The 19,833-nt window shown below is 65.7% G+C and carries 15 protein-coding genes; 13 read left to right on the plus strand and 2 right to left on the minus strand.

Annotation, left to right across the window (positions count from 1 at the left end; translation table 11 throughout):
- Nucleotides 1–4: 4 nt before the first annotated feature.
- The gene (locus CXY78_RS19485) at nucleotides 5–805 is read right to left on the minus strand and encodes a GNAT family N-acetyltransferase (protein ID WP_104090765.1); all 801 of its coding nucleotides are present in this window, start codon (nucleotides 803–805) and stop codon (nucleotides 5–7) included.
- Between the two features lie 142 nt (nucleotides 806–947).
- Between CXY78_RS19485 and CXY78_RS19490 the strand changes: the two genes are divergently transcribed.
- From CXY78_RS19490 to leuA, 6 genes are all read left to right on the plus strand, one after another.
- A complete protein-coding gene (locus tag CXY78_RS19490) occupies nucleotides 948–1,424 on the plus strand; it encodes a DUF2975 domain-containing protein (RefSeq protein ID WP_092339815.1) in 477 nt (158 codons plus the stop codon).
- Nucleotides 1,424–1,672 carry a helix-turn-helix transcriptional regulator gene (locus CXY78_RS19495; RefSeq protein WP_104090767.1) on the plus strand — a complete coding sequence of 83 codons (249 nt, stop codon included), beginning with the start codon at nucleotides 1,424–1,426 and terminating at the stop codon, nucleotides 1,670–1,672. Before CXY78_RS19490 ends, CXY78_RS19495 begins: the two co-directional genes overlap by 1 nt.
- Complete coding sequence (locus tag CXY78_RS19500) at nucleotides 1,669–5,418, plus strand: SCO7613 C-terminal domain-containing membrane protein (RefSeq protein ID WP_104090769.1); 3,750 nt, start codon at nucleotides 1,669–1,671, stop codon at nucleotides 5,416–5,418. Before CXY78_RS19495 ends, CXY78_RS19500 begins: the two co-directional genes overlap by 4 nt.
- A 209-nt stretch (nucleotides 5,419–5,627) precedes the next feature.
- The gene (locus tag CXY78_RS19505; protein ID WP_158252885.1) at nucleotides 5,628–6,947 is read left to right on the plus strand and encodes an esterase family protein; all 1,320 of its coding nucleotides are present in this window, start codon (nucleotides 5,628–5,630) and stop codon (nucleotides 6,945–6,947) included.
- Nucleotides 6,944–9,502 carry a DUF2156 domain-containing protein gene (locus tag CXY78_RS19510; protein WP_104090773.1) on the plus strand — a complete coding sequence of 853 codons (2,559 nt, stop codon included), beginning with the start codon at nucleotides 6,944–6,946 and terminating at the stop codon, nucleotides 9,500–9,502. Before CXY78_RS19505 ends, CXY78_RS19510 begins: the two co-directional genes overlap by 4 nt.
- 178 nt (nucleotides 9,503–9,680) lie before the next feature.
- Complete coding sequence (gene leuA / locus CXY78_RS19515) at nucleotides 9,681–11,447, plus strand: 2-isopropylmalate synthase (RefSeq protein WP_104090774.1); 1,767 nt, start codon at nucleotides 9,681–9,683, stop codon at nucleotides 11,445–11,447.
- Between the two features lie 126 nt (nucleotides 11,448–11,573).
- Here the strand turns inward: leuA and CXY78_RS19520 are convergent, their stop codons facing one another.
- A complete protein-coding gene (locus CXY78_RS19520; RefSeq protein WP_199182644.1) occupies nucleotides 11,574–12,251 on the minus strand; it encodes a hypothetical protein in 678 nt (225 codons plus the stop codon).
- 170 nt (nucleotides 12,252–12,421) lie between these two features.
- Between CXY78_RS19520 and recO the strand changes: the two genes are divergently transcribed.
- The 7 genes from recO (at nucleotide 12,422) to dnaG (ending at nucleotide 19,732) form a co-directional block, all read left to right on the plus strand.
- Nucleotides 12,422–13,162, plus strand: a complete 741-nt coding sequence (gene recO, locus CXY78_RS19525; protein WP_104090775.1) for a DNA repair protein RecO — start codon at nucleotides 12,422–12,424, stop codon at nucleotides 13,160–13,162.
- Nucleotides 13,159–13,977, plus strand: coding sequence for an isoprenyl transferase (locus tag CXY78_RS19530; RefSeq protein WP_233206245.1), 819 nt, complete (start codon nucleotides 13,159–13,161; stop codon nucleotides 13,975–13,977). The genes recO and CXY78_RS19530 overlap by 4 nt, the downstream gene beginning before the upstream one ends.
- Nucleotides 13,978–14,038: 61 nt before the next feature.
- Nucleotides 14,039–14,764, plus strand: coding sequence for a DsbA family protein (locus CXY78_RS19535; protein ID WP_233206246.1), 726 nt, complete (start codon nucleotides 14,039–14,041; stop codon nucleotides 14,762–14,764).
- A gap of 78 nt (nucleotides 14,765–14,842) precedes the next feature.
- On the plus strand, nucleotides 14,843–14,977 hold the full coding sequence (locus CXY78_RS21875) for a hypothetical protein (RefSeq protein WP_255410059.1): 135 nt from the start codon (nucleotides 14,843–14,845) through the stop codon (nucleotides 14,975–14,977).
- Between the two features lie 138 nt (nucleotides 14,978–15,115).
- On the plus strand, nucleotides 15,116–16,300 hold the full coding sequence (gene dusB / locus CXY78_RS19540) for a tRNA dihydrouridine synthase DusB (RefSeq protein ID WP_104090777.1): 1,185 nt from the start codon (nucleotides 15,116–15,118) through the stop codon (nucleotides 16,298–16,300).
- Nucleotides 16,293–17,543 carry a deoxyguanosinetriphosphate triphosphohydrolase gene (locus CXY78_RS19545; RefSeq protein ID WP_104090779.1) on the plus strand — a complete coding sequence of 417 codons (1,251 nt, stop codon included), beginning with the start codon at nucleotides 16,293–16,295 and terminating at the stop codon, nucleotides 17,541–17,543. The genes dusB and CXY78_RS19545 overlap by 8 nt, the downstream gene beginning before the upstream one ends.
- A 317-nt stretch (nucleotides 17,544–17,860) precedes the next feature.
- Complete coding sequence (dnaG, locus tag CXY78_RS19550; protein WP_092339824.1) at nucleotides 17,861–19,732, plus strand: DNA primase; 1,872 nt, start codon at nucleotides 17,861–17,863, stop codon at nucleotides 19,730–19,732.
- Nucleotides 19,733–19,833: the final 101 nt, after the last annotated feature.

Consider the following 19,833-nt stretch of genomic DNA (forward strand, 5'->3'; position numbering starts at 1 on the left):
CCTCTTAGTCGCTGGTCGTACTTTTCACGCGCCAGGCCGTGCGTTCGACGATGGTGAATCCCAATCTGGCCAGGTTTCGAACGCTCGGTGATCTGGGAGCCGCGGTGGCCGCAGCCTGGGGACAGCCGAGAGCTCTTGCGACGCGGATTCGGTGCCCGAGGAGGGCGCTTTGGGCTCCAGCGCCTCGTGCTGCCGGGAGTGTGGACGCCCCGCCGAGCACCGCGACGGCATTCTGCACGGACATGGCCGCAGCGGCGAGGGGCTCGCCGTTACGAAAAGCGATGAATGCTCGAACCATCGGAAGGGCGTGTTCCGTTCGGATCAGCGATCGCAGGTTGTCCGTTGCCGCGTACCCAGCGTCGAGTAGGTCCGCGAAGAGTGCTGCATTCGGGGCGGAAGAGACTTCGCGTATCTCCCACTGGTTCCGGTCCGTGCCGTCCGGGCGGATCGCTCCCACACGCAGGACGGCAATGGGACGCACGGGGGCGAGCTCGTAACCCTGGTCGAGCATCCGGTCGTTGAGCGCCTGCGACGGCGATGTTGCGATGATGGTTATTTGGTGTCGGTTCGCGAATCGGTTCAGAACCTTGGGCAGGTGCTCGACGGAATGTTCGTTCAGGCCCTCGACAGTGTTGAGAAATCCGTATTGATCGGCCGTTGCGATGCTCGCCCGCAGGCCGCCCAGGCGGAATGATTGGAACGCGCCCGGTAACCCTCCGGCCGCCGCCGCATCCAGGGCTAACGACTTACGCTCGAAAACAGCCAGCTCAGCGTCGTGAACAGGGTCCTCGACGGTATTCGGCATCTCTGAAGCCTAGGGGCTGTGCATGCGCACGCTGTCCCGGCGGTGAATTTCGGTCGCGGAGTATGCCCGTGCTCGTGTCGCTCGCAAGAATGTGTGTATATTGTTTATCGATAGATTCACACCGATAAACGATAGGATTCACATGCATCGCTCGGCGATCGTCACCCTGAAAACACTCATCTTCGTGCTGATCACACTGCTTCTGGCGTGCCAGGTCTTTGTGATCCCAGCGGTCGCGCAGCAGATGGTCGAAAAATCTCCCCCACTCGACTATCTCCAGGTGCCCGGGATCATGGTCACGGTGGGGTTCGTGCTCTGCGTGCAGGTCGCGCTCGTCTGCGTGTGGCGGCTGCTATCGCTGGTGCGGGCATCCATCATTTTCAGGGAAAACGCGTTCAGGTATGTCAATATCATCCTCGGCCTGGTCGCGCTGGCGACCCTCCTCATCCTCGGGTCTTTCATCACCCTGGCGGTCGCCGGTGTTGCCTCGCCCTCGGTCATCATGCTGTGCTCGCTCGGAATCGTCGTCGGCTCGGGACTGGCCTTGATGATCGTGGTCATGCGCGGGCTCCTCCATCAGGCTTCCCAACTCGAACGCGACCTGGCGGAAGTGGTCTGATGCCCATCGTGATCAACCTCGACGTCGAACTGGCTAAAAAGAAGATATCGGTCGCCGACTTCGCCGCAGCGATCGACATCACACCGGCGAATGTTTCCGTGCTCAAGAACGGCCGGGCGAAGGCCGTGCGCTTCTCCACCCTCGACGCCATCTGCCGTGTGCTCGACTGCCAACCCGGCGACATCTTCATGTGGGTGCCTGAAGATGACGGCGCCGCAGAAGCAAAGTCAGCGGTGGCGGGGTCATGAGCATGCTGCGAGCTGTTCAGCCTTGGAACGACGTCGCGATTCGCCATCTGCTCGACCGCACGTCGTGCCCCGTCTGCGCGGTCGCGCTGCCCGACAGCCCCTGTCGCAATTGCGGTGCCGAACTCGTCGGTGTTCTGGCGGCAGAACTCTGGTCAGCTTCGGAGGCGGCCGCCGCGGCGCTCGTGGCACGACAAGAGGCACTTGTCCTCGTGTCGCATCCGCCCCGTGCGATCGACGCCAAAGACAGCGCCGTGCCGACGCCGGCACCGATTCCACAACGGATGCCCGCGCAACCTGGCGCGGGCGCTTCGGCCACTGCGGGCCGTCGGTCGAGCGCGACGGTGCAGTCCGTGCTGGCCATCGCGGGCGCTGGACTGTTCGCCGTCTCCGCGGTCGTCTTCACCTTCTTCAACCCCGACCTCAAAGATCACGCCCTGCGCAGCGTGATCGTCGGGCTGATCACCGTCCTCTTCCTCGGCGGCGCGTGGCTGCTGGCCCGCCGCAAGCTGCAATTCTCGGCCGAAGCCGTCGGCGGCCTCGGGATGGTCTTCGTGGCCCTCGACGTCTACGCGTTCTCGGAACTGGCGCCCAGCGGGGTTAGCCCGTGGGTGCTCGCCGCCGCCGGAACACTCTTCAGTGGCGGTGTCATGGTCATGGTGTCGACGCTCGCGCGCATTCGCGGCTGGCTCTGGATCTCGCTCGCCGGAGTCACTCTCGCTCCAGCGATGCTGGGCTACGCGGGCGAATCGACACTGGCGGCGACCCTGGGACACCTCGGAGTGGCCTTCGTCGCGCTCGCCCTGTTCAGGACGACACCGATGCTGGCGCAGCGATTTGATGGGCTCCTCCGGTTTGAGCGGATGACGCTTGCGACGATCCAAATCGTCGCGACCGGCATCCTGCTGGCCCAGATCGGGTTCATTGAGTTCACCACCACAACCGAATACTGGCTGACGATTACCGCAGTGCTGACCGGTGTCGCCCTGCTCGCCCTGCTCACGATTCGGCAGGTGGCCAAGTTGTTCTGGAGCGCCGTCACGGGCGTTGCCGCGATGGCCGCCGCTGTCAGCCTGCCCTTCGCCCTCGACCTCGGCGCGCACGGCGCGGGCGAGTGGTACCAGGCCGTCGCTCCCGCAGCGGGTGCCGCCGCACTGCTCGTGCTCCAGGGGTGTGCTCCGAGAGCCCGCGCCCTCGACCGCCGAGCATTCCTGGGTGGTGCATTCGTCATTGCGGGGGTGAGCGTGCTCGTGCCCGTTCTCTCCGCCGTGCTGATCGGGGCCGCAACGGTACTCGGCTCACTGAGCGGCTCGGACCTCGGTGCGATCGGCCTCATGCCCGCGCACGGCTTTCTCGCCGTTGTGCTCGGACTGGGTGCTATGTCGGCCGGACTCGGAGCGTTCTCGGTGCTAACCAGTCGCGGTGATACCGCGAAAACGGATGCTACCCCGAAGCTGGCAGCGTGGACCGGATCACTAGCGATCTGGCTCGCCGCCCTCGCCGGGCTGGTCTTTGCCTGTCAGCCCATCTTGCCGCTCTGGTCGCGCATCACGATCGCCCTGTGCCTGGCCGTGGCAACGAGCAGTGCGCTCGTCGCCGTTCCGCGCCTGCGCAGTGCCGCCCTGAGAATGCGGCTGCCACTCGTGCTGGGCATCCATTTCGCGGTGCTGCTGGCCGTTATATTCTCCTCGGCCGATGATGGTGCCACCGTCTGGGCTGGCATCGCTATCGTCGCGACCATCGCCGTCATTGCGCAGACCGTGCCGCCCGGGATACGGTTTCTGCACGTCGGCGCGGGTTATGCCTACGCGCTCGTCATCGTCGCGATTGCACTCGACCAACTGGGCCTCGGCACCATCGCCGTGCTCTGCCTGACCACATCGCTCGGCTCGCTCGGCGCGATTGCCGCAACCTTCCTGCGACGGGTCGGGCCTCCGGCCTGGTACGCGATTCTGGTCGTGACGATCGTGCCGTTCATGATCGGCGTTGCGCAGGTGCTCTTTGAGCGCAGCGGCTGGACAGCCCTCTCCACCGCCCTCATCTTCCTACTGGCACTCACCCTCCTCAATACTCGACGCGCGGGCCTCGGAATCGTGCTCCGCACGATCGCCGCCGGCCTCCTCGTTCCCGCTCTTGCCGTCGTGGTGATCTGCCTCGGCGCGCAGGTGCTCCTTGGCAGCGCGTCTCCGGTGACGCTGCCGGTGATCGCGGCCATTGTCGCTATCGTGCTCCCGAGCACCGGCCTGATTGAGTCGATGCTGGGCCTGCGGGGGATTGGGTCGAGGGATACCGCGGCGGCCCGGATCGCGATTGAATCGTCGACCCTGCTGACCGCGGTGATCGCGGTCCAGCTGGCGCTCGTACGCGTCGCTGCCGGGCTGCCGACGACCTTCATCGTGCTGGTCATCCTCGGGCTCGGCACGGCAGCCACAGCTTTCTGGGCGAAACGCCGCTACGGGTGGTGGGTCGCCGCCGCCTCATTCACCGGCGCACTCTGGTGCCTGTGGGCCCTCGCCGAAATCAGCGCGCTCGAACCATACCTGCTCCCGCCGGCCCTGGCCGCCGCAATTGTCGGCCTGATCCTTACCGCACGAGGTTCCCGCGCCGTGCCGCTCTACGCGCTGGGCCTCGTCGTGGCCCTCGCACCGATCCTGGTGATGCTGGCGGTATCCGGCACCGGGGCTGCCGCCCTGGCTCCGTGGCGTGGCTATGGGCTCGTCGTCGCATCGTGGCTCCTGCTTGGCGTCGGCCGTGTGCTCGGCCGAGGCTCTTCGGTGCGTGCCGAACTGCTCCGAGCGCTGCAGATTCCAACCCTGGGCGTAGCGATTGCCGCCGGGGCGGCCGGCGCGATTCAGGGGGTCAGATTTGGTTACGGTGCCGACCCGATCCTGACCGGAGGTGTGCCGCTCGTTTTGCTCTGTTTCGGAATCGGCCTGGCCGGAGCACTGCCGGCGGCCCTCGGCGCGGGCGCCATCCGCAGGGTCGCGCCGGAGGGGTCGCGGTGGGCCCGCACTCGCTGGCTCTATGCGCCCCCGGCGGCGTTCGTCGCGGTCGCCACCTGGTCATCGATCGAGCGCGATTGGTTCACAATCTGGATGATGTGGGCTCTCATGCTCGCCTACCTCGTGACCGTCGTCGTCATCGCCTGGCGGCTGCGCACCCGAACAACGAGCCTGCCACCCGTGTGGTTCGTCTTCGCCATCGCGTTCGTCACGGCGATCGTGGCGTGGAGTCCGCGAGACCTGCGCGTCGAATGGTTCTCGCTGCCGCTTGGCCTCTTTCTGCTGGCGGCCGGTGCCATGGTGCTGAATGGTGCGCGAGCGGATGCCGCGCGCGTGCATCCAGTCGATGCCAGCACGAGAGGCACCATCAGTAGCTGGCCGGCCGGCTGGAACGGCTCCTGGCCCCTGCTCGCCCCCGGAATCGTGGCCCTTCTGTCGGCTTCGGTCACGGCCACCTTCACTGACCCGCAGACCTGGCGGGCGATCCTCGTGATCATCATTGCGCTCGTCGCAATTCTGATCGGCTCGAGTCGCAGGCTCGCGGCCCCGTTCCTGATCGGAATCATCGTGCTTCCGCTCGAAAACGTTCTCGTGTTCCTAGTGCAGATCGGTCGGGGGATCGAGTCGATGCCGTGGTGGATCACCCTGGCCGTCGTCGGTGCCGTGCTTCTTATCATCGCCGTCACCTATGAGCGACGTGCGGGTGAAGAAAACAGTATTACTGATCGATTGCGGGACCTGCGCTAAGAGCTGGCGCAGCGACGCTCAGCCAGCAGAGCATGCGCCGATGGTCGGAGAGTAGGCGCGCCCGTCCCGCGACCGGCAGGCGCGGCATCCGCTTGCCGGCTGGGAGCGGGCTGTCAGCCAGCCATGACTTTTCCGGGCACTGGCTGATAACTCAGCGATGCCCGTCTATGAACCTGCCGGTGGTGCCAGAGTGGTCTCGGAGGCTCTGGATGAACTCGCTGCTCTCGGACATTAACCCGCTCGATCTCAACCTCATCGACGCACCCCTCCTCGCAGCGCTCTATGGCGTCACCGGTCTTGTACTGCTGCTCGTGTTGCTCGGTCCGACGGGCGTGCGTCGCGCGGTCATGACCGTCATCGGTGCCGTCGTCGGGGCAGCCGCCGGTTGGCTTCTGGCCTGGCTGGTCAGCGACGTCTGGGATCCCTGGGGCGTGTCGCTGTCGATCGGCACCCGGCTCTGGACCGAAGCACTGGGTGCCAGCGTCGCCATTGTGCTGCTGAATCTGCGCGGCCAGGTTCGGTGGCGACGCGTCGTCGCTATGTGCGCTCTGCCGCTCTGCCTGCTCAGCGCCGCGGCTGGGATCAACGCCGACGTCGGCCAATTTCCCACGCTACGAGTAGCTCTCGGTCTGGCTAGTTTTCCGCAGCTCGACCAGGCTCTGGCGACGGCTCGCAGCGACACTCTCGCGGCCGGTACGACGACCAGCACGGGCGACGGAATCGTCGGCACCGTCACCATCCCGGCGACGGTCTCCGGGTTCGCCGCACGACCCGCCCTGGTCTATCTTCCGCCCGCAGCGACGGCAACCAACCCGCCGGCGCTTCCCGTGGTCGAGATGCTGTCCGGCCAACCCGGCAGCCCGAGCGACGTGTTCACGGCCGGCGGCCTGGCCCGCATTCTCGACCGGTATGCCCAGGCGCACTCCGGCCTCGCCCCCATCGTCGTGGTTCCCGACCAGCTCGGCGCGCCCGACAACAATCCGATGTGCGTGGACTCGAAACTGGGCAACGCGGCCAGCTACCTCACCGTCGATGTTCCCACCTGGATCCGCGCGCACCTGCACGTGGTCGGCCAGCCCCTGGGCTGGACCATCGCCGGGTTCTCCCAGGGCGGTACGTGTTCAATTCAACTCGGCGCGGCGCACCCGCAGCTCTACGGTACGATTTTGGACATCGCGGGAGAGCTCGTTCCCAGCAACGGAAGCGAGGCGCACACGGTGGCAGCCGGTTTCGACGGCAGTGCCGCTTCGTATGCCGCGGCAGCACCATCAGCCATTCTCGCCGCCCACGCACCCTATGTCGATCTCGCCGCGATTTTTGTGGTCGGTGACAGTGACCTGCGCTTTCTGCCGAGGGTTCGCGCGGTAGCGGATGCTGCCCAGCGCGCCGGCGTCGACAGTCGCCTCTTCGAATCGTCGGGCACAGCCCACGACTGGCACACCGTCGACTACGCATGGACCACGGCCCTGCCCATCATCGCCGCCCGAACGGGGCTGCTCGCTCCGCACGTGGTGGCGATGACACGATGACCGGCGAACGGATCGCGCACGAACCGGCCAAGCGCATCCGGGTGGACCTGGCCACGCGCCCATCGCGAACGCGCTCGGCCGTGACCTCCTTCCGCGGGTTGGCCGCGCAGCGGCCGTTCGCGGTCGCGTTCGCGATCGTCCTTCTGCTCGTCGCGCTGGTCAGCGGGGTGATTTCGGGGCCGTCGCGGGGCATCCGTCTCCTTTTCGGAACCGGCTACGAGTCGGTCATCGACCGCGGACACTGGTGGTCGCCGCTCACCTCGGTGTTCTTCGTCGACAACGGTGCCGAGTTGTTGTTGGCGCTGGCCGGTGCGCTGGTTCTGCTGGGATTCGCCGAACGACTGATGGGAACCCGGCGCACCGTCATCGCCTTTCTGATCACGTCGATTCTCGGTGCCGGAATCGGCCTCGGCGCCCAATACCTCGGCGTGGCCGGCGGCGAGATGTGGTCGCGCGGCGTGAGCGAGTTGTGGTCGATCGACCCCTTCACTCCCATGTTCGGCAGTGCCCTGGCGGCCAGTTACTTCGCCGGGCCGCTCTGGCGGCGGCGTATTCGGGTGCTCGGCCTGTCGACGGTACTCGTGCTCGTGCTGTATTCAGGCCAGCCCTCCGACCTCTACCGGATGCTGGCCGCGGTCGTCGGGCTCGGCGTGGGCTGGCTGTGGCGCCCGCCGCTGCGTGTCACGTCGTGGCGGCGCAGCTCCGACCACGAAACTCGCACGCTGCTGTCCGCCATTGTCGGCATGGTCGCGGTCGGACCGGTCATCACCATCTTCTCCGGTGCCCGGTTCGGTCTGCTCGCGCCGCTCGGCATGCTGCTCAGCCAGGACGTACCTACGGCCGGGGAGGTCGTCGACCGCTGTCTGCTGGGTGACGTGACCCGGCAGTGCGTGCAGGAACTCAGCCTTGAACGCATCGGCGGGGCCGGGCCGGTGCTGGTCAGCCTGCTGCCGTTACTCACCCTCGTCGTTGCCGCGTTCGGGCTGTCCCGCGGACGGCGGTTCGCCGCGTGGCTGGCGATCACCATCAACACCGGGCTAGCCCTGCTCGCCGCCTGGTATTACGGGCTGCTACCGATGTCCGGGCAGGCCTACGTCTGGCAGTGGCAATCCGGCCGGTACTGGGAGGTCACGCTCATCCTCGTGGTGTCGGTGCTCGTGCCGCTCGCCGTTGCCCTCGTTATCCTCGGCCATCTGCGCCGTTTTCCGGTTGCCTCCCGCACCGGCGTGCGACGTCGGTTCGTGCTCGTGACTTTGGGTAGCCTCGCTGCACTCGCCGCGTTCTACATCGGCATCGGATGGCTGCTCCGCGACCATTTTCGCCCAGCCGTCACGCTGCTCGACCTGCTCGCGGACGTGCCGGAGCGCTTCATTCCGGTCGGGTTCCTGCGCCTGGAGCGGGTGTCTTTTCTTCCGGCCGACCCGCTTGCCACCGCCCTGTACGACGGTGTCGGTGCTGCATTCTGGATCGTTGTCTTCGTCGGGGCGATCCTCTGCCTGCGGAGCGCGTCGGTCGGCCCGACCGCCGACGCGCCGGAGCGGCTACGCACCCTGCTCGCCGACCACGGCGGCGGATCGCTCGGGTTCATGACGACCTGGACCGGTAATTCCCTCTGGTTCACCGCGAGTGGGCGTACGGCGATCGCCTATCGCGTGGTCAACGGCATCGCCATCACCACGTCGGAACCGGTCGGACCGCCCTCCGAGGCCGCTGAGGCCGTGGCCTTCTTTGCCCGCATGTGCGACGACCACGGTTGGGTGCCGGTGTTTTACAGCCTGCATGAGAGCTGGCACCCGGTCTTCAACGCGATGGGCTGGCACACCATGCAGGTGGGGGAGGAGACACTGCTCAATCCGAGCGTCTGGAACACCACCGGAAAGAAGTGGCAGGACATCCGCTCATCCGTCAATCGGGCCGACCGCGCCGGTGTGCGGGCGGTCTGGACCAGCTACCGGGCGCTGTCGCTGGCGCAGGCAGCGCAGATCGCCGAAATCTCGGAGCAGTGGGTTCAAGAGAAAGAACTCCCCGAACTGGGGTTCACCCTCGGCGGCCTCGACGAACTGCGCGACCCCGCCGTGCGGCTCATGCTCGCCGTCGACGATGCAGAGCGCGTGCACGCCGTCACCAGCTGGCTGCCGACCTACCACGCCGGTGAAATTGTGGGCTACACCCTCGACTTCATGCGGCGCCGCCCGGACAGCATCAACGGGGTGATGGAATTTCTGATCGCCCAAACGGCCGAGCGGATGCAGCAGAGTGCGCAGATCGAGTTTCTCAGCCTGTCCATAGCGCCGCTCGCCCCGGCTGCCGGGCCCCGGCCGGGCGGAGTGGCCGATCGACTGCTCGAATACCTCGGGCGCACGCTCGAACCGGTGTACGGGTTTCGGTCGCTGCTCGCGTTCAAACGTAAGTTCCAGCCGGAGTTCGCGCCCGTTTTCATGGCTTTTCCCGACCCGGTCGCACTGCCGGAGATCGGGTTGGCCCTGGCCCGTGCCTACCTGCCGAGTCTGTCGATGCGGGAGGTCGTCACCTTGATGCGCGGGCTGAGCCAGTAGCATCCGATGGCCGAGGCGGTGCCAGTAACGGTCGTATCAGCGCTGCCAAACGGTGCTAGCCTGAAAATGTGTTGAACGGTGCGCTCCTCCTTAGCTGCCGCGACGAGTCCTAATCTAAAGGCCTCCCTCGTCGCGGCGTTCGTCGTTGGCTGTACGACACCCACGAGGAAACAGGACCATGAAGAACAATCAGACCGCATCCACACTGCCGATCCACCGCTACCGCCCGTACCACGAGCAGTTCGCCGTTGACTTGCCCGACCGTACCTGGCCGAGCAAGCACATCACGGTTGCTCCGCGCTGGTGCGCGGTCGACTTGCGTGACGGCAACCAGTCGCTCATCGACCCGATGAGCCCCGAGCGCAAGCGCATCATGTTCGATCTGCTCGTGCGCATGGGCTACAAGGAGATCGAGGTGGGCTTTCCCTCGGCGAGCCAGACCGACTTCGACTTCGTGCGCAGCCTGATCGACGAGAACGCGATCCCCGATGACGTCACCATCCAGGTGTTGACCCAGGCCCGCGAACACCTGATCAAGCGCACCTATGAATCGATCACCGGTGCCAAGCAGGCCATTGTGCACCTCTATAATTCCACCAGCATCCTGCAGCGCGAGGTTGTCTTTCGCGAACAGAAGCAGGGCATCGTCGACCTGGCCCTGTACGGCGCGCGCCTCTGCAAGCAGATGGAGTCGACCATTCCCGGCACGACCATCTACTACGAGTACTCGCCGGAGAGCTTCACCGGCACCGAGCTCGACTTCGCCGTCGACATCACCAACCAGGTCGTCGAAATTCTGGAGCCCACTCCGGAGCGCAAGGTCATCGTCAACCTGCCGGCCACGGTCGAAATGGCCACGCCCAACGTGTACGCCGATTCCATTGAGTGGATGGGCCGTCACCTGACCCAGCGCGAGAATATTCTCATCTCCTTGCACCCGCACAACGACCGCGGAACCGCCATCGCCGCTGCCGAGCTCGGCTACCTGGCCGGTGCCGACCGCATCGAGGGCTGCCTGTTCGGTAACGGCGAGCGCACCGGCAACGTGGACCTCGTCGCGCTCGGCGTCAACCTGTTCACGCAGGGAATCGACCCGCAGATCGACTTCAGCAACATCGACGAGATCAAGCGCACCGCCGAGTACTGCAACCAGTTGCCGGTACCCGAACGCAACCCGTGGGCTGGCGACCTGGTCTTCACCGCGTTCAGCGGCTCGCACCAGGATGCCATCAAAAAGGGCTTCGAAGCAATGGATGCCGACGCTGCCAAGCAGGGCTGCACCGTCAACGACCTGGTCTGGGCCGTTCCCTACCTGCCGATCGACCCCAAGGACCTGGGTCGCAGCTACGAGGCCGTGATTCGGGTGAACTCGCAGTCGGGCAAGGGCGGCGTCGCCTACCTGCTCAAGACCGACCACGCCCTCGACCTGCCGCGCAAGCTGCAGATCGAATTCTCCGGCGTCGTGCAGACCAAGACCGACGCCGAAGGTGGCGAGGTCACGAGCGAGCAGATCTGGGACATCTTCAACGATGAGTACCTGCCAGCGGCGATCAAGAACCCCGAATCCAAGTGGGGTCGGTTCGAACTGCACTCCACCCGTACCTCGAGCGATCTGACCGGCACGGTGGATCTCGCCGTCGAACTGCGCGACGGCGACACCGTGGCGCAGGCCACCGGGTCCGGCAACGGCCCGATCAACGCGTTCCTCGGAGTGATGGCGGAGCGTGGCATCGCCATCACCCTGTACGACTATGTCGAGCACGCGCTTTCCGCCGGTGGCGACGCGCAGGCGGCCGCCTACGTCGAGCTCGACGTGAACGGCAAGAGGTACTGGGGCGTCGGCATCGACGCGGACATCTCCACTGCCTCGCTGAAGTCGGTGGTGTCTGCGGTCAACCGGGGCATCCGAGCCGAGGTCAGCGACCTGGAGCTGGCCGCCGTTTAGCAGCATCCACTTTTCGCACCAACACGAAAGCCCAGAACCGTCAGTTCGGTTCTGGGCTTTCGTTGCACCATCCGGGTGCGGCCTGGTGTTGGTCTGTGCAGGGGGTAGTGTGATCGGTTGCCCTGATCAGGCCAGGGCGGGCAGGTGCATCGCGCGATCCGTGCTACGTGCACCGAGCAGGGCGCGGCAATCGTTGATCGCGTGGTCCAACAGGGTGTACAGCCGGGCGTCCGGGTCGGCAATGCAGGCCTCACCGATACCCTGCACCGCAACGCGAATAATCGTGTCGGCGGTGCGCGGAGTGAACTTGGTGTGCGACCAGGAATGCACACCTCCGATGAAGTCACGCGCCCAACGTTCGGCATCCGGTGCTTCATCGAGAGCGGCCCGAATGAGCGGGCGCATCCGCTCGGCCAACGCCAGATCAAGACCGGATGCGTTCCGCTCGCAGGTCAGCACGCCCACCGCGAGCGCGCGCTGGCGTTCCAGACTCGCCACTGGAAGCGCTTCGCACCCGGCGCGCAGGGCAACAGCAACCTCAACGCGCTTATCGGAACCGGTCAGCCCGATGACTGATGGAATCAGCAGCGCGAGCCGCGACCTGGCGTCGTCGGAACTGCAGTCATTGACCATGCGAGCAAGCGAGGCGAGCACCGGATGGGTGCAGGCGGGGTGGTCACTCCAGGACTCGCCGGCGAGGTAGGAGGCGAATTCCATGAAGCAGCCGCCGCTCTTCGGAGTGCGGTGTTTGCCGCGTGAGAGCACGGGCATAATGTTGGGCAGGCTGCCCTGGACTGGTTTCATGAAAACCTCCATACCACGGGGACTAGGTGACCTTAAGTGTCCCCCCGTCCGGCCCGAAAAACCAGAGCCAAGGCAGACTAGTGACAAAATTTCAGGGCTAAATGAGCATCCGTTTTGTAGGGGAGGTCAGCCGTGACCGTACTTACAGCAACGGGGTGGGATAATTACCTGTGCCTGTCTACCGAGATGAAGCCGTGGTGCTGCGCACCCACAAGCTGGGTGAAGCCGACCGCATCGTCACCATGCTCACCCGAGCGCACGGCAAGGTGCGCGCTGTCGCCAAGGGCGTGCGGCGTACCGGGTCCAAATTCGGCGCCCGGCTCGAACCGTTCATGGTCGCCGACGTGCAGCTCTACGAGGGCCGAAGCCTCGACATCATCACCCAGGCAGAGTCGCTCGGCTCCTACGGCGCCCTGATCACCGCCGACTACGGCAGTTACACCGCCGCGAGCGTCATGGTCGAAACCGCCGACAAACTCACCGAATCAGAGGGGTCGCTGCAGCAGTACCTGCTGTTGGTCGGCGCCCTGCGATCGTTGTCCCGCCAGGAACACGGCTCCCACCTCACCCTCAACTCCTATCTCTTGCGCGCCGTGTCGATGGCAGGCTGGGCGCCGAGCTTTGAGGACTGTGCCCGCTGCGGCGCCCTCGGCGAACTCGGCATCGGGGGTCAACACAGTGCCATGGTCGTGCAGATGGGCGGCCTCGTCTGCGATGACTGCGCCCCTCCCGGTTCGCCCCGGCTCGACGCTGCGACGATCGCCCTGCTCAGCGCTCTGCTCACCGGCGACTGGGAACACGCGAGCGCGAGCCCCGAACGTACCCAAAGCCAGGCGGCCGGCGTCGTCGCCGCCTACACGCAGTGGCACCTGGGCCGCGGGCTTCGCTCGCTGGAACACGTCGCCCGATGATGGCGAGCCTGTTCGGCTTCAAGGGTGCCACTCACAAAGATTCCGTTCCATTCAAACCGCTCGACTGGACCGGCCTCTACCCGCCCGATCTGGCCCGCAAGGTCGTGCCCGAGCACGTCGCCGTCGTCATGGACGGCAACGGCCGCTGGGCCAATGGCCAGGGCCTCACCCGCATCGAGGGGCACAAAGCCGGCGAGGCCGCCCTGCTCGACGTCGTGGCCGGCGCCATCCAGATCGGCGTCAAACACCTCAGCGTCTACGCCTTCTCCACCGAGAACTGGAAGCGCTCGCCCGAGGAGGTGCGTTTTCTCATGGGCTTCAACCGTGACGTCCTGCATCGCCGCCGCGATCAGCTCAACGAGTGGGGCGTGCGAATTCGGTGGGCGGGGCGCAAGCCGAAGCTGTGGGCATCCGTCATCAACGAACTGCAATTCGCCGAGAAACTCACTGCCGGCAACGACGTACTCACCCTCACTATGTGCGTGAATTACGGCGGACGCACCGAAATAGCGGATGCCGTGCGCGCGCTGGCCGAGGACGTCGCCGCCGGCAGGCTGAAGCCATCTGGCATCACCGAGAAGGCCATCGCGAAGCAGCTCTATGTGCCCGAACTTCCCGACGTAGACCTGTTCGTGCGCAGCTCGGGGGAGCAACGCACGAGCAACTTTCTGCTCTGGCAGAGCGCCTACGCCGAGATGGTCTTTCTCGACACCTTGTGGCCGGACTTCACCCGGGTCGACCTCTGGCGAGCAGTCGAACTGTACGCCTCGCGCAACCGACGCTACGGCGGAGCGGTCGACGCCCCAACGTCCTGAATGCCGCCTGCCAATATTCCCTGCGGGGAATACACGAGCGCAGGGCCCCGTTGGCCCGAGTGTGACTGACACAACTGCTACCGACATTTCTGCCCCCACGAGCTCCGACCCGATCAAGGTCGATATCTGGAGCGATGTGCAGTGCCCCTGGTGTTACATCGGCAAACGCAAGTTTGAAGCCGGAGCGACCCTGTTCGACGGCGCCGTCGAGGTTGAGTACCACAGCTTCGAGCTCTCACCCGACACCCCGGTCGATTTTGTCGGAAACACGGTCGACTATCTCAGCCAACACAAGGGGATGCCGGCCGATCAGGTGAAGCAGATGCTCGCCAACGTCACCGAGATCGCCGCGAGCGTCGGCCTCGACTACGACTGGGACTCGGTGCACCAGACCAACACCGTCATCTCGCACGAATTGTTGCACTACGCCAAGGCGCACGGCCGCCAGCTCGACATGATGGAACGCCTGCTCAAGGCCTACTTCATCGACGGCCGCCATGTGGGCCGGGTCGAAGACCTCGCCGACCTGGCCGCGGAGATCGGACTCGACCGGGCCGACGTCGTGCGGTCACTGACCGCCCACGAGCACCTCGCCGCGGTCAAAGCGGACGTCGCGCAGGCCGGTGCCTACGGCATCCAGGGCGTTCCGTTCTTCGTCATCGACGGCCGCTACGGCATCTCGGGCGCGCAGGACCCGACGGCGTTCGCCCAGGCCCTCGACCAGGCTCGCGCCGACCGTTCGAAGGATGCTTCCACGAATACTTCCACCGGCGCTGCTTCCGCGTAGCAACGATACTCAGCCGCATCGCGTAGCCTGACGGGTAAGACTTTCACCGATCCACCCAATTGATTCAGGAGATAACTCATGACTGACACCATCGCCACCACGCCGCCCGTCTTCACCGACGCTGCCGGCCGTCCCACCATTGAGCTCCTGGGCGCCCCCGCTGCGACCGACGAGGCCGCCGGCTCCTGCTGCGGTGGCGGCTGCTGCAGCTAATTTGAACTCATTTCAACACGAACGCAGCTGCCGCAGGCCTGGTCACCAGGCGCGGCAGCTGCGTTTCTGCGTGGGCTGCGGCATCCGTTCTGCCAACGATTCGAAGCATGTCTCGCTTTCTGGGAGAATTGACGCAACATGACCTCACCCACCCGCACTGTCGGCCCACCTGTCGACCAGGTGGCGCCGACCGGACCGCTGCGAATCGGCCCGCTCACCCTCGACGTGCCCGTGGTGCTCGCTCCAATGGCCGGCATCACCAATACGGCGTTCCGCAGGCTCTGCCGCGAATACGGCGCCGGACTGTTCGTCAGCGAAATGATCACCTCACGCGCGCTCGTTGAACGCAACGCCGAGACGATGCGGCTGATCACACACCACGAGAGTGAAACCACCCGCTCCATTCAGCTCTACGGCGTTGACCCTAAGACCGTCTCCGAAGCGGTGACCATGCTCGTCTCCGAAGACCGCGCCGATCACATCGACCTCAACTTCGGCTGCCCGGTGCCCAAAGTCACCCGTAAGGGCGGGGGAGCGGCCCTGCCGTGGAAGATCGGCCTGTTTCGTCAGATCGTCGAAGCCGCTGTCACCGCCGCCGGCGCGGTTCCGTTGACCGTGAAAATGCGCAAGGGCATCGACGCCGACCACCTCACCTACATCGAGGCCGGTAAGGCTGCCGCCGGAGCCGGCGTCGCCTCCATCGCGCTGCACGGGCGAACGGCTGCGGAGTTCTACTCCGGCCACGCCGACTGGTCGGCCATCGAGAAGCTCAAGAACGCCATCAGCGACGTACCGGTGCTCGGCAACGGCGACATTTGGTCAGCCGATGACGCCCTGCGCATGGTGCGCGAGACCGGATGCGACGGCGTCGTCGTCGGGCGCGGCTGTCTCGGCCGTCCGTGGCTGTTCGGGGATCTCGCCGCGGCCTTCCGCGGGCAGGAACTCAAGGCCGAACCCGGCCTCGGCCAGGTCATCAACGCGTTCCGCCGCCACGCCGAACTCCTCACCGAATACTTCGACAGCGAAGACCGCGCCTGCCGCGACATTCGCAAGCACGTTGCCTGGTACTTCAAGGGCTACCCGGTGGGCGGCGACCTGCGGGCCAGCCTGGCCATGGTGCAGACCCTCGCGCAGCTCGACGACCTGCTCGGCACCCTTGACGCCTCGTTGCCCTACCCGGGAGCAGATGTCGAGGGCCCGCGCGGTCGGGCGGGAACACCGAAGAAGCCGTCTCTGCCGGAGCACTGGCTCGAATCGCAGGATCTTTTCGGTGCGGAGCGAGTGAATTTGACCGAGGGCGAAGGGGACACCAGCGGTGGCTAACTCAAACGGATACAGCGAGAACGACGAGGCCCGTTGGTTTCCCGAAGAGCACTACTCCAGGCGCAGCGACTTTGCCCGCGACCGGGCACGCCTACTGCACTCGAGCGCTCTGCGCCGCCTTGCGGCCAAGACGCAGGTGCTCAGCCCCACGGCGGGGCTCGACTTTGCCCGCAACCGGCTGACTCACTCGCTCGAGGTCGCCCAGGTGGGGCGGGAGATCGCCTCGCGCCTGAACGTCGACCCCGACATCGTCGATACCGCCTGCCTGGCACACGACATCGGGCATCCGCCCTTTGGCCACAACGGTGAGAAGGCACTCAGCCTGTGGTCGGAAGACATCGGCGGGTTCGAGGGAAATGCTCAGACCCTGCGCCTGCTCACCAGGCTCGAGCCCAAGGTATTCGGGCCCGACGGTCACAGCTATGGCCTCAACCTCACCCGGGCGAGCCTCGACGCCAGCTGCAAGTACCCCTGGCCGGAGGGTTCCTCGGTCTATGACCCGAGCGGGCGTGCCAAGTTCGGGTTCTACCAGGACGACATTGCCGCGTTCGAGTGGCTGCGCGAGGGAGCCCCCGACCGCCAGCTCTGCATCGAAGCGCAGGTAATGGACCTCTCCGACGACATCGCCTACAGCGTGCACGACTTCGAGGATGCCATTGTCAACGGCTACGTCGACGTCGCGGCCCTGAGCAGCCGCACCGACCACGACGAACTCCTCGCGACCATGTCGGAATGGATCGGCGACGAAACCAGTGCAGACGACCTCGCGGCGGCGTTCAACCGGCTCGACTCGCTCGATGTCTGGATGGACTCGTGGACGGCCGGGCGCCGCGACCAGGGCCACCTCAAGAACCTCACGAGCCAGCTCATCGGTCGGTTCAGCGGTGCCGCCGTGCATGCCACCAAGGAGGCGCACCCGGGCGCGAACATGCTGCGCTTCGGGGCCAATGTAATCGTGCCCCGCGAGATCCAGGCCGAAATCGCGGTACTCAAGGGCATCGTCGCGGCCTTCGTCATGACCCGCAATACCCGCAAGCCCATTTACGTGCAGCAGCGTCAGGTGCTCACCCTGCTCGCCCAGACCCTGCACGACTCCGGTGACGAACACCTCGACCCCGGCTTCCGCGAGGACTGGTACGCTGCCGCCGACGATGCCGCCCGCAAGCGTGTCATCGTCGACCAGGTGGCAAGTCTGACCGACCAATCCGCCCTGGCCTGGTACGAGCGCCTGGTCCAGGGCTAGCCCCGCCCCCGCTCCGCCTTTACTGTGGACGGGGCCCGGGCCCCGTCCTTGGGCCCAGTTTATAAACTGGGCCCAGGGTCACAACATGGGCCCGGCGCCAAACTCGTTCTGGACTGTGGCGGAGACGGGATTTCCGCGGGGTGGCGAGTTTTGAGCGTTTGCTGGGGTCGCCGCACGCTCCTCGCGGTGGTCCCCGCAAATACTCAATGTCTGAGCGCGGAGCGGATGTCCCGTCCCTGCCGCCCATCTCAGGAACAGCCACATACAAGACCCACTGGTGAACGAAGCCTGTCAGACCGAGAAGATAGAATTCAGATATGGCTGGACTGATTCGACAAAGTGACATCGAAGAGGTCAAGGCCCGCACCAATATCGCCGACATCATCGGTGACTACGTCACCCTGAAGTCTGCCGGTGTCGGCTCGATGAAGGGTCTCTGCCCCTTCCACGACGAACGCAGCCCCAGCTTTCACGTGCGCCCGCAGGTCGGTTTCTACCACTGCTTCGGCTGCGGCGAGAGCGGCGACGTCTATTCCTTTCTGCAGAAGATGGACCATGTCAGCTTCAGCGAAGCCGTCGAACGCCTGGCCGGCCGGGTCGGCCTCGACCTGCACTACGAAGACGGCTCCGGCGCCGCCCCCGACCACGGCAACCGTGCCCGCCTGCTCGCTGCCAACCAGGCGGCATCCGATTTCTTCATCGAACAGCTCGGCCGCGCCGGTGCCGAGGTCGGCCGGGCCTTCCTCGGCCAGCGCGGCTTCGACGCCGCAGCGGCGACCCGGTTCGGAGTCGGCTTCGCTCCGAAGAGCTGGGACGAACTGACCAACCACCTGCGCGGTCGAGGTTTCACCACCGACGAGCTCACCCTCGCCGGCCTGGTCTCGAGCCGCGAGGGATCCAGCGGCATCTACGACCGCTTTCGGGGCCGCCTGGTCTGGCCCATTCGCGACATCACCGGGCAGACCATCGGCTTCGGCGCCCGCAAACTGCTCGACGACGATAAAGGCCCGAAATACCTCAACACCCCGGAGTCGCCGGTGTACCACAAGGCCCAGGTGCTCTACGGACTCGACCTCGCCAAGCGTGACATTTCCCGCAGCCACCAGGTCGTCGTGGTCGAGGGCTACACCGACGTCATGGCCTGCCACCTGGCCGGCATCACCACGGCCGTCGCAACCTGCGGTACGTCGTTCGGCGTTGACCACATCAAGGTGCTGCGCCGCGTGCTCGGTGACGACTCGGGCGTCGGCGAGGTCGTCTTCACCTTCGACCCGGATGCCGCCGGTCAAAAAGCCGCCATGCGCGCCTTCAGCGAGGAACAGCGCTTCTCCGCCCAGACCTACGTGGCCGTGGGGCCGGAAGGCCTCGACCCCTGCGACCTGCGCCTGCAGCGCGGTGATGACGCCGTGCGTCGCCTGGTCGACTCGAAGAAGCCCATGTTCGAGTTCATGATTCGACAGATTCTCTCCCAGTACAACCTCGACACCGTCGAGGGCCGAACGGCCGCCCTGCGCGCCGCCGCCCCCGTCGTCGGCGAGATTCGCGACCCGGTACTGCGACCCGGCTACACCCGGGAACTCTCCCGCATGCTCGGCGTCGACATGGGCGACGTCGCCAAAGCGGTGACGAATGCCCAGTCCGGCGCACGCGCATCGGCGAGCGGCGGGCCGAACGCGCCCCGGCACGGCGGCGTGATCGAAGTCGTGCCGGAACGTCCGTTCTCGCTGGTCGAACTGCCCACCGATCCGGTCACGAGGCTCGAACGCGACGGCCTCATGGCCATGCTGCAGCGACCCACGCTGATCGGCCGGGACATTCTCGACAGTGCGGTGCAGACCTCCTTCGCTAATACCTCCCTCGCGGTCGTTCGCGATGCGATTGCCGCGAGTCTGTCGCACTTCGAGGCGGCGGACTGGCTCGAGCGGGTCGTCGCCGAGGTGCCGGACGGTTTCAAGAACCTCGTGCAGGAACTCGCCATGGCGAACCTGCCCGAGCGCACTGAGAAAGACGTCGCCCGCTACGTGCGCGACATCACGATCGTGCTCATCGACAAGGACCTACTGAGGCTCAAAGCCGAATTACTCGGTCGCCTGCAGCGAGCGGATGCCGACGACACCGAGATGTACCGCACCCTCCAGCGTGAACTCGTGCGGGTCGAAGCCGAGCGCCGAGCCCTTCGCGACGAATAGCACACGCGCTGGCGCGCACACTCGAAGCAACATCTGAGCACTGAATTTCAGACTGCAACATATGAGCCCGACTTTGTTGCAGATATGTAAAGAAGCTGCGG

This window comes from Cryobacterium sp. N19, from assembly GCF_002929595.1.
Classification (GTDB): domain Bacteria; phylum Actinomycetota; class Actinomycetes; order Actinomycetales; family Microbacteriaceae; genus Cryobacterium; species Cryobacterium flavum.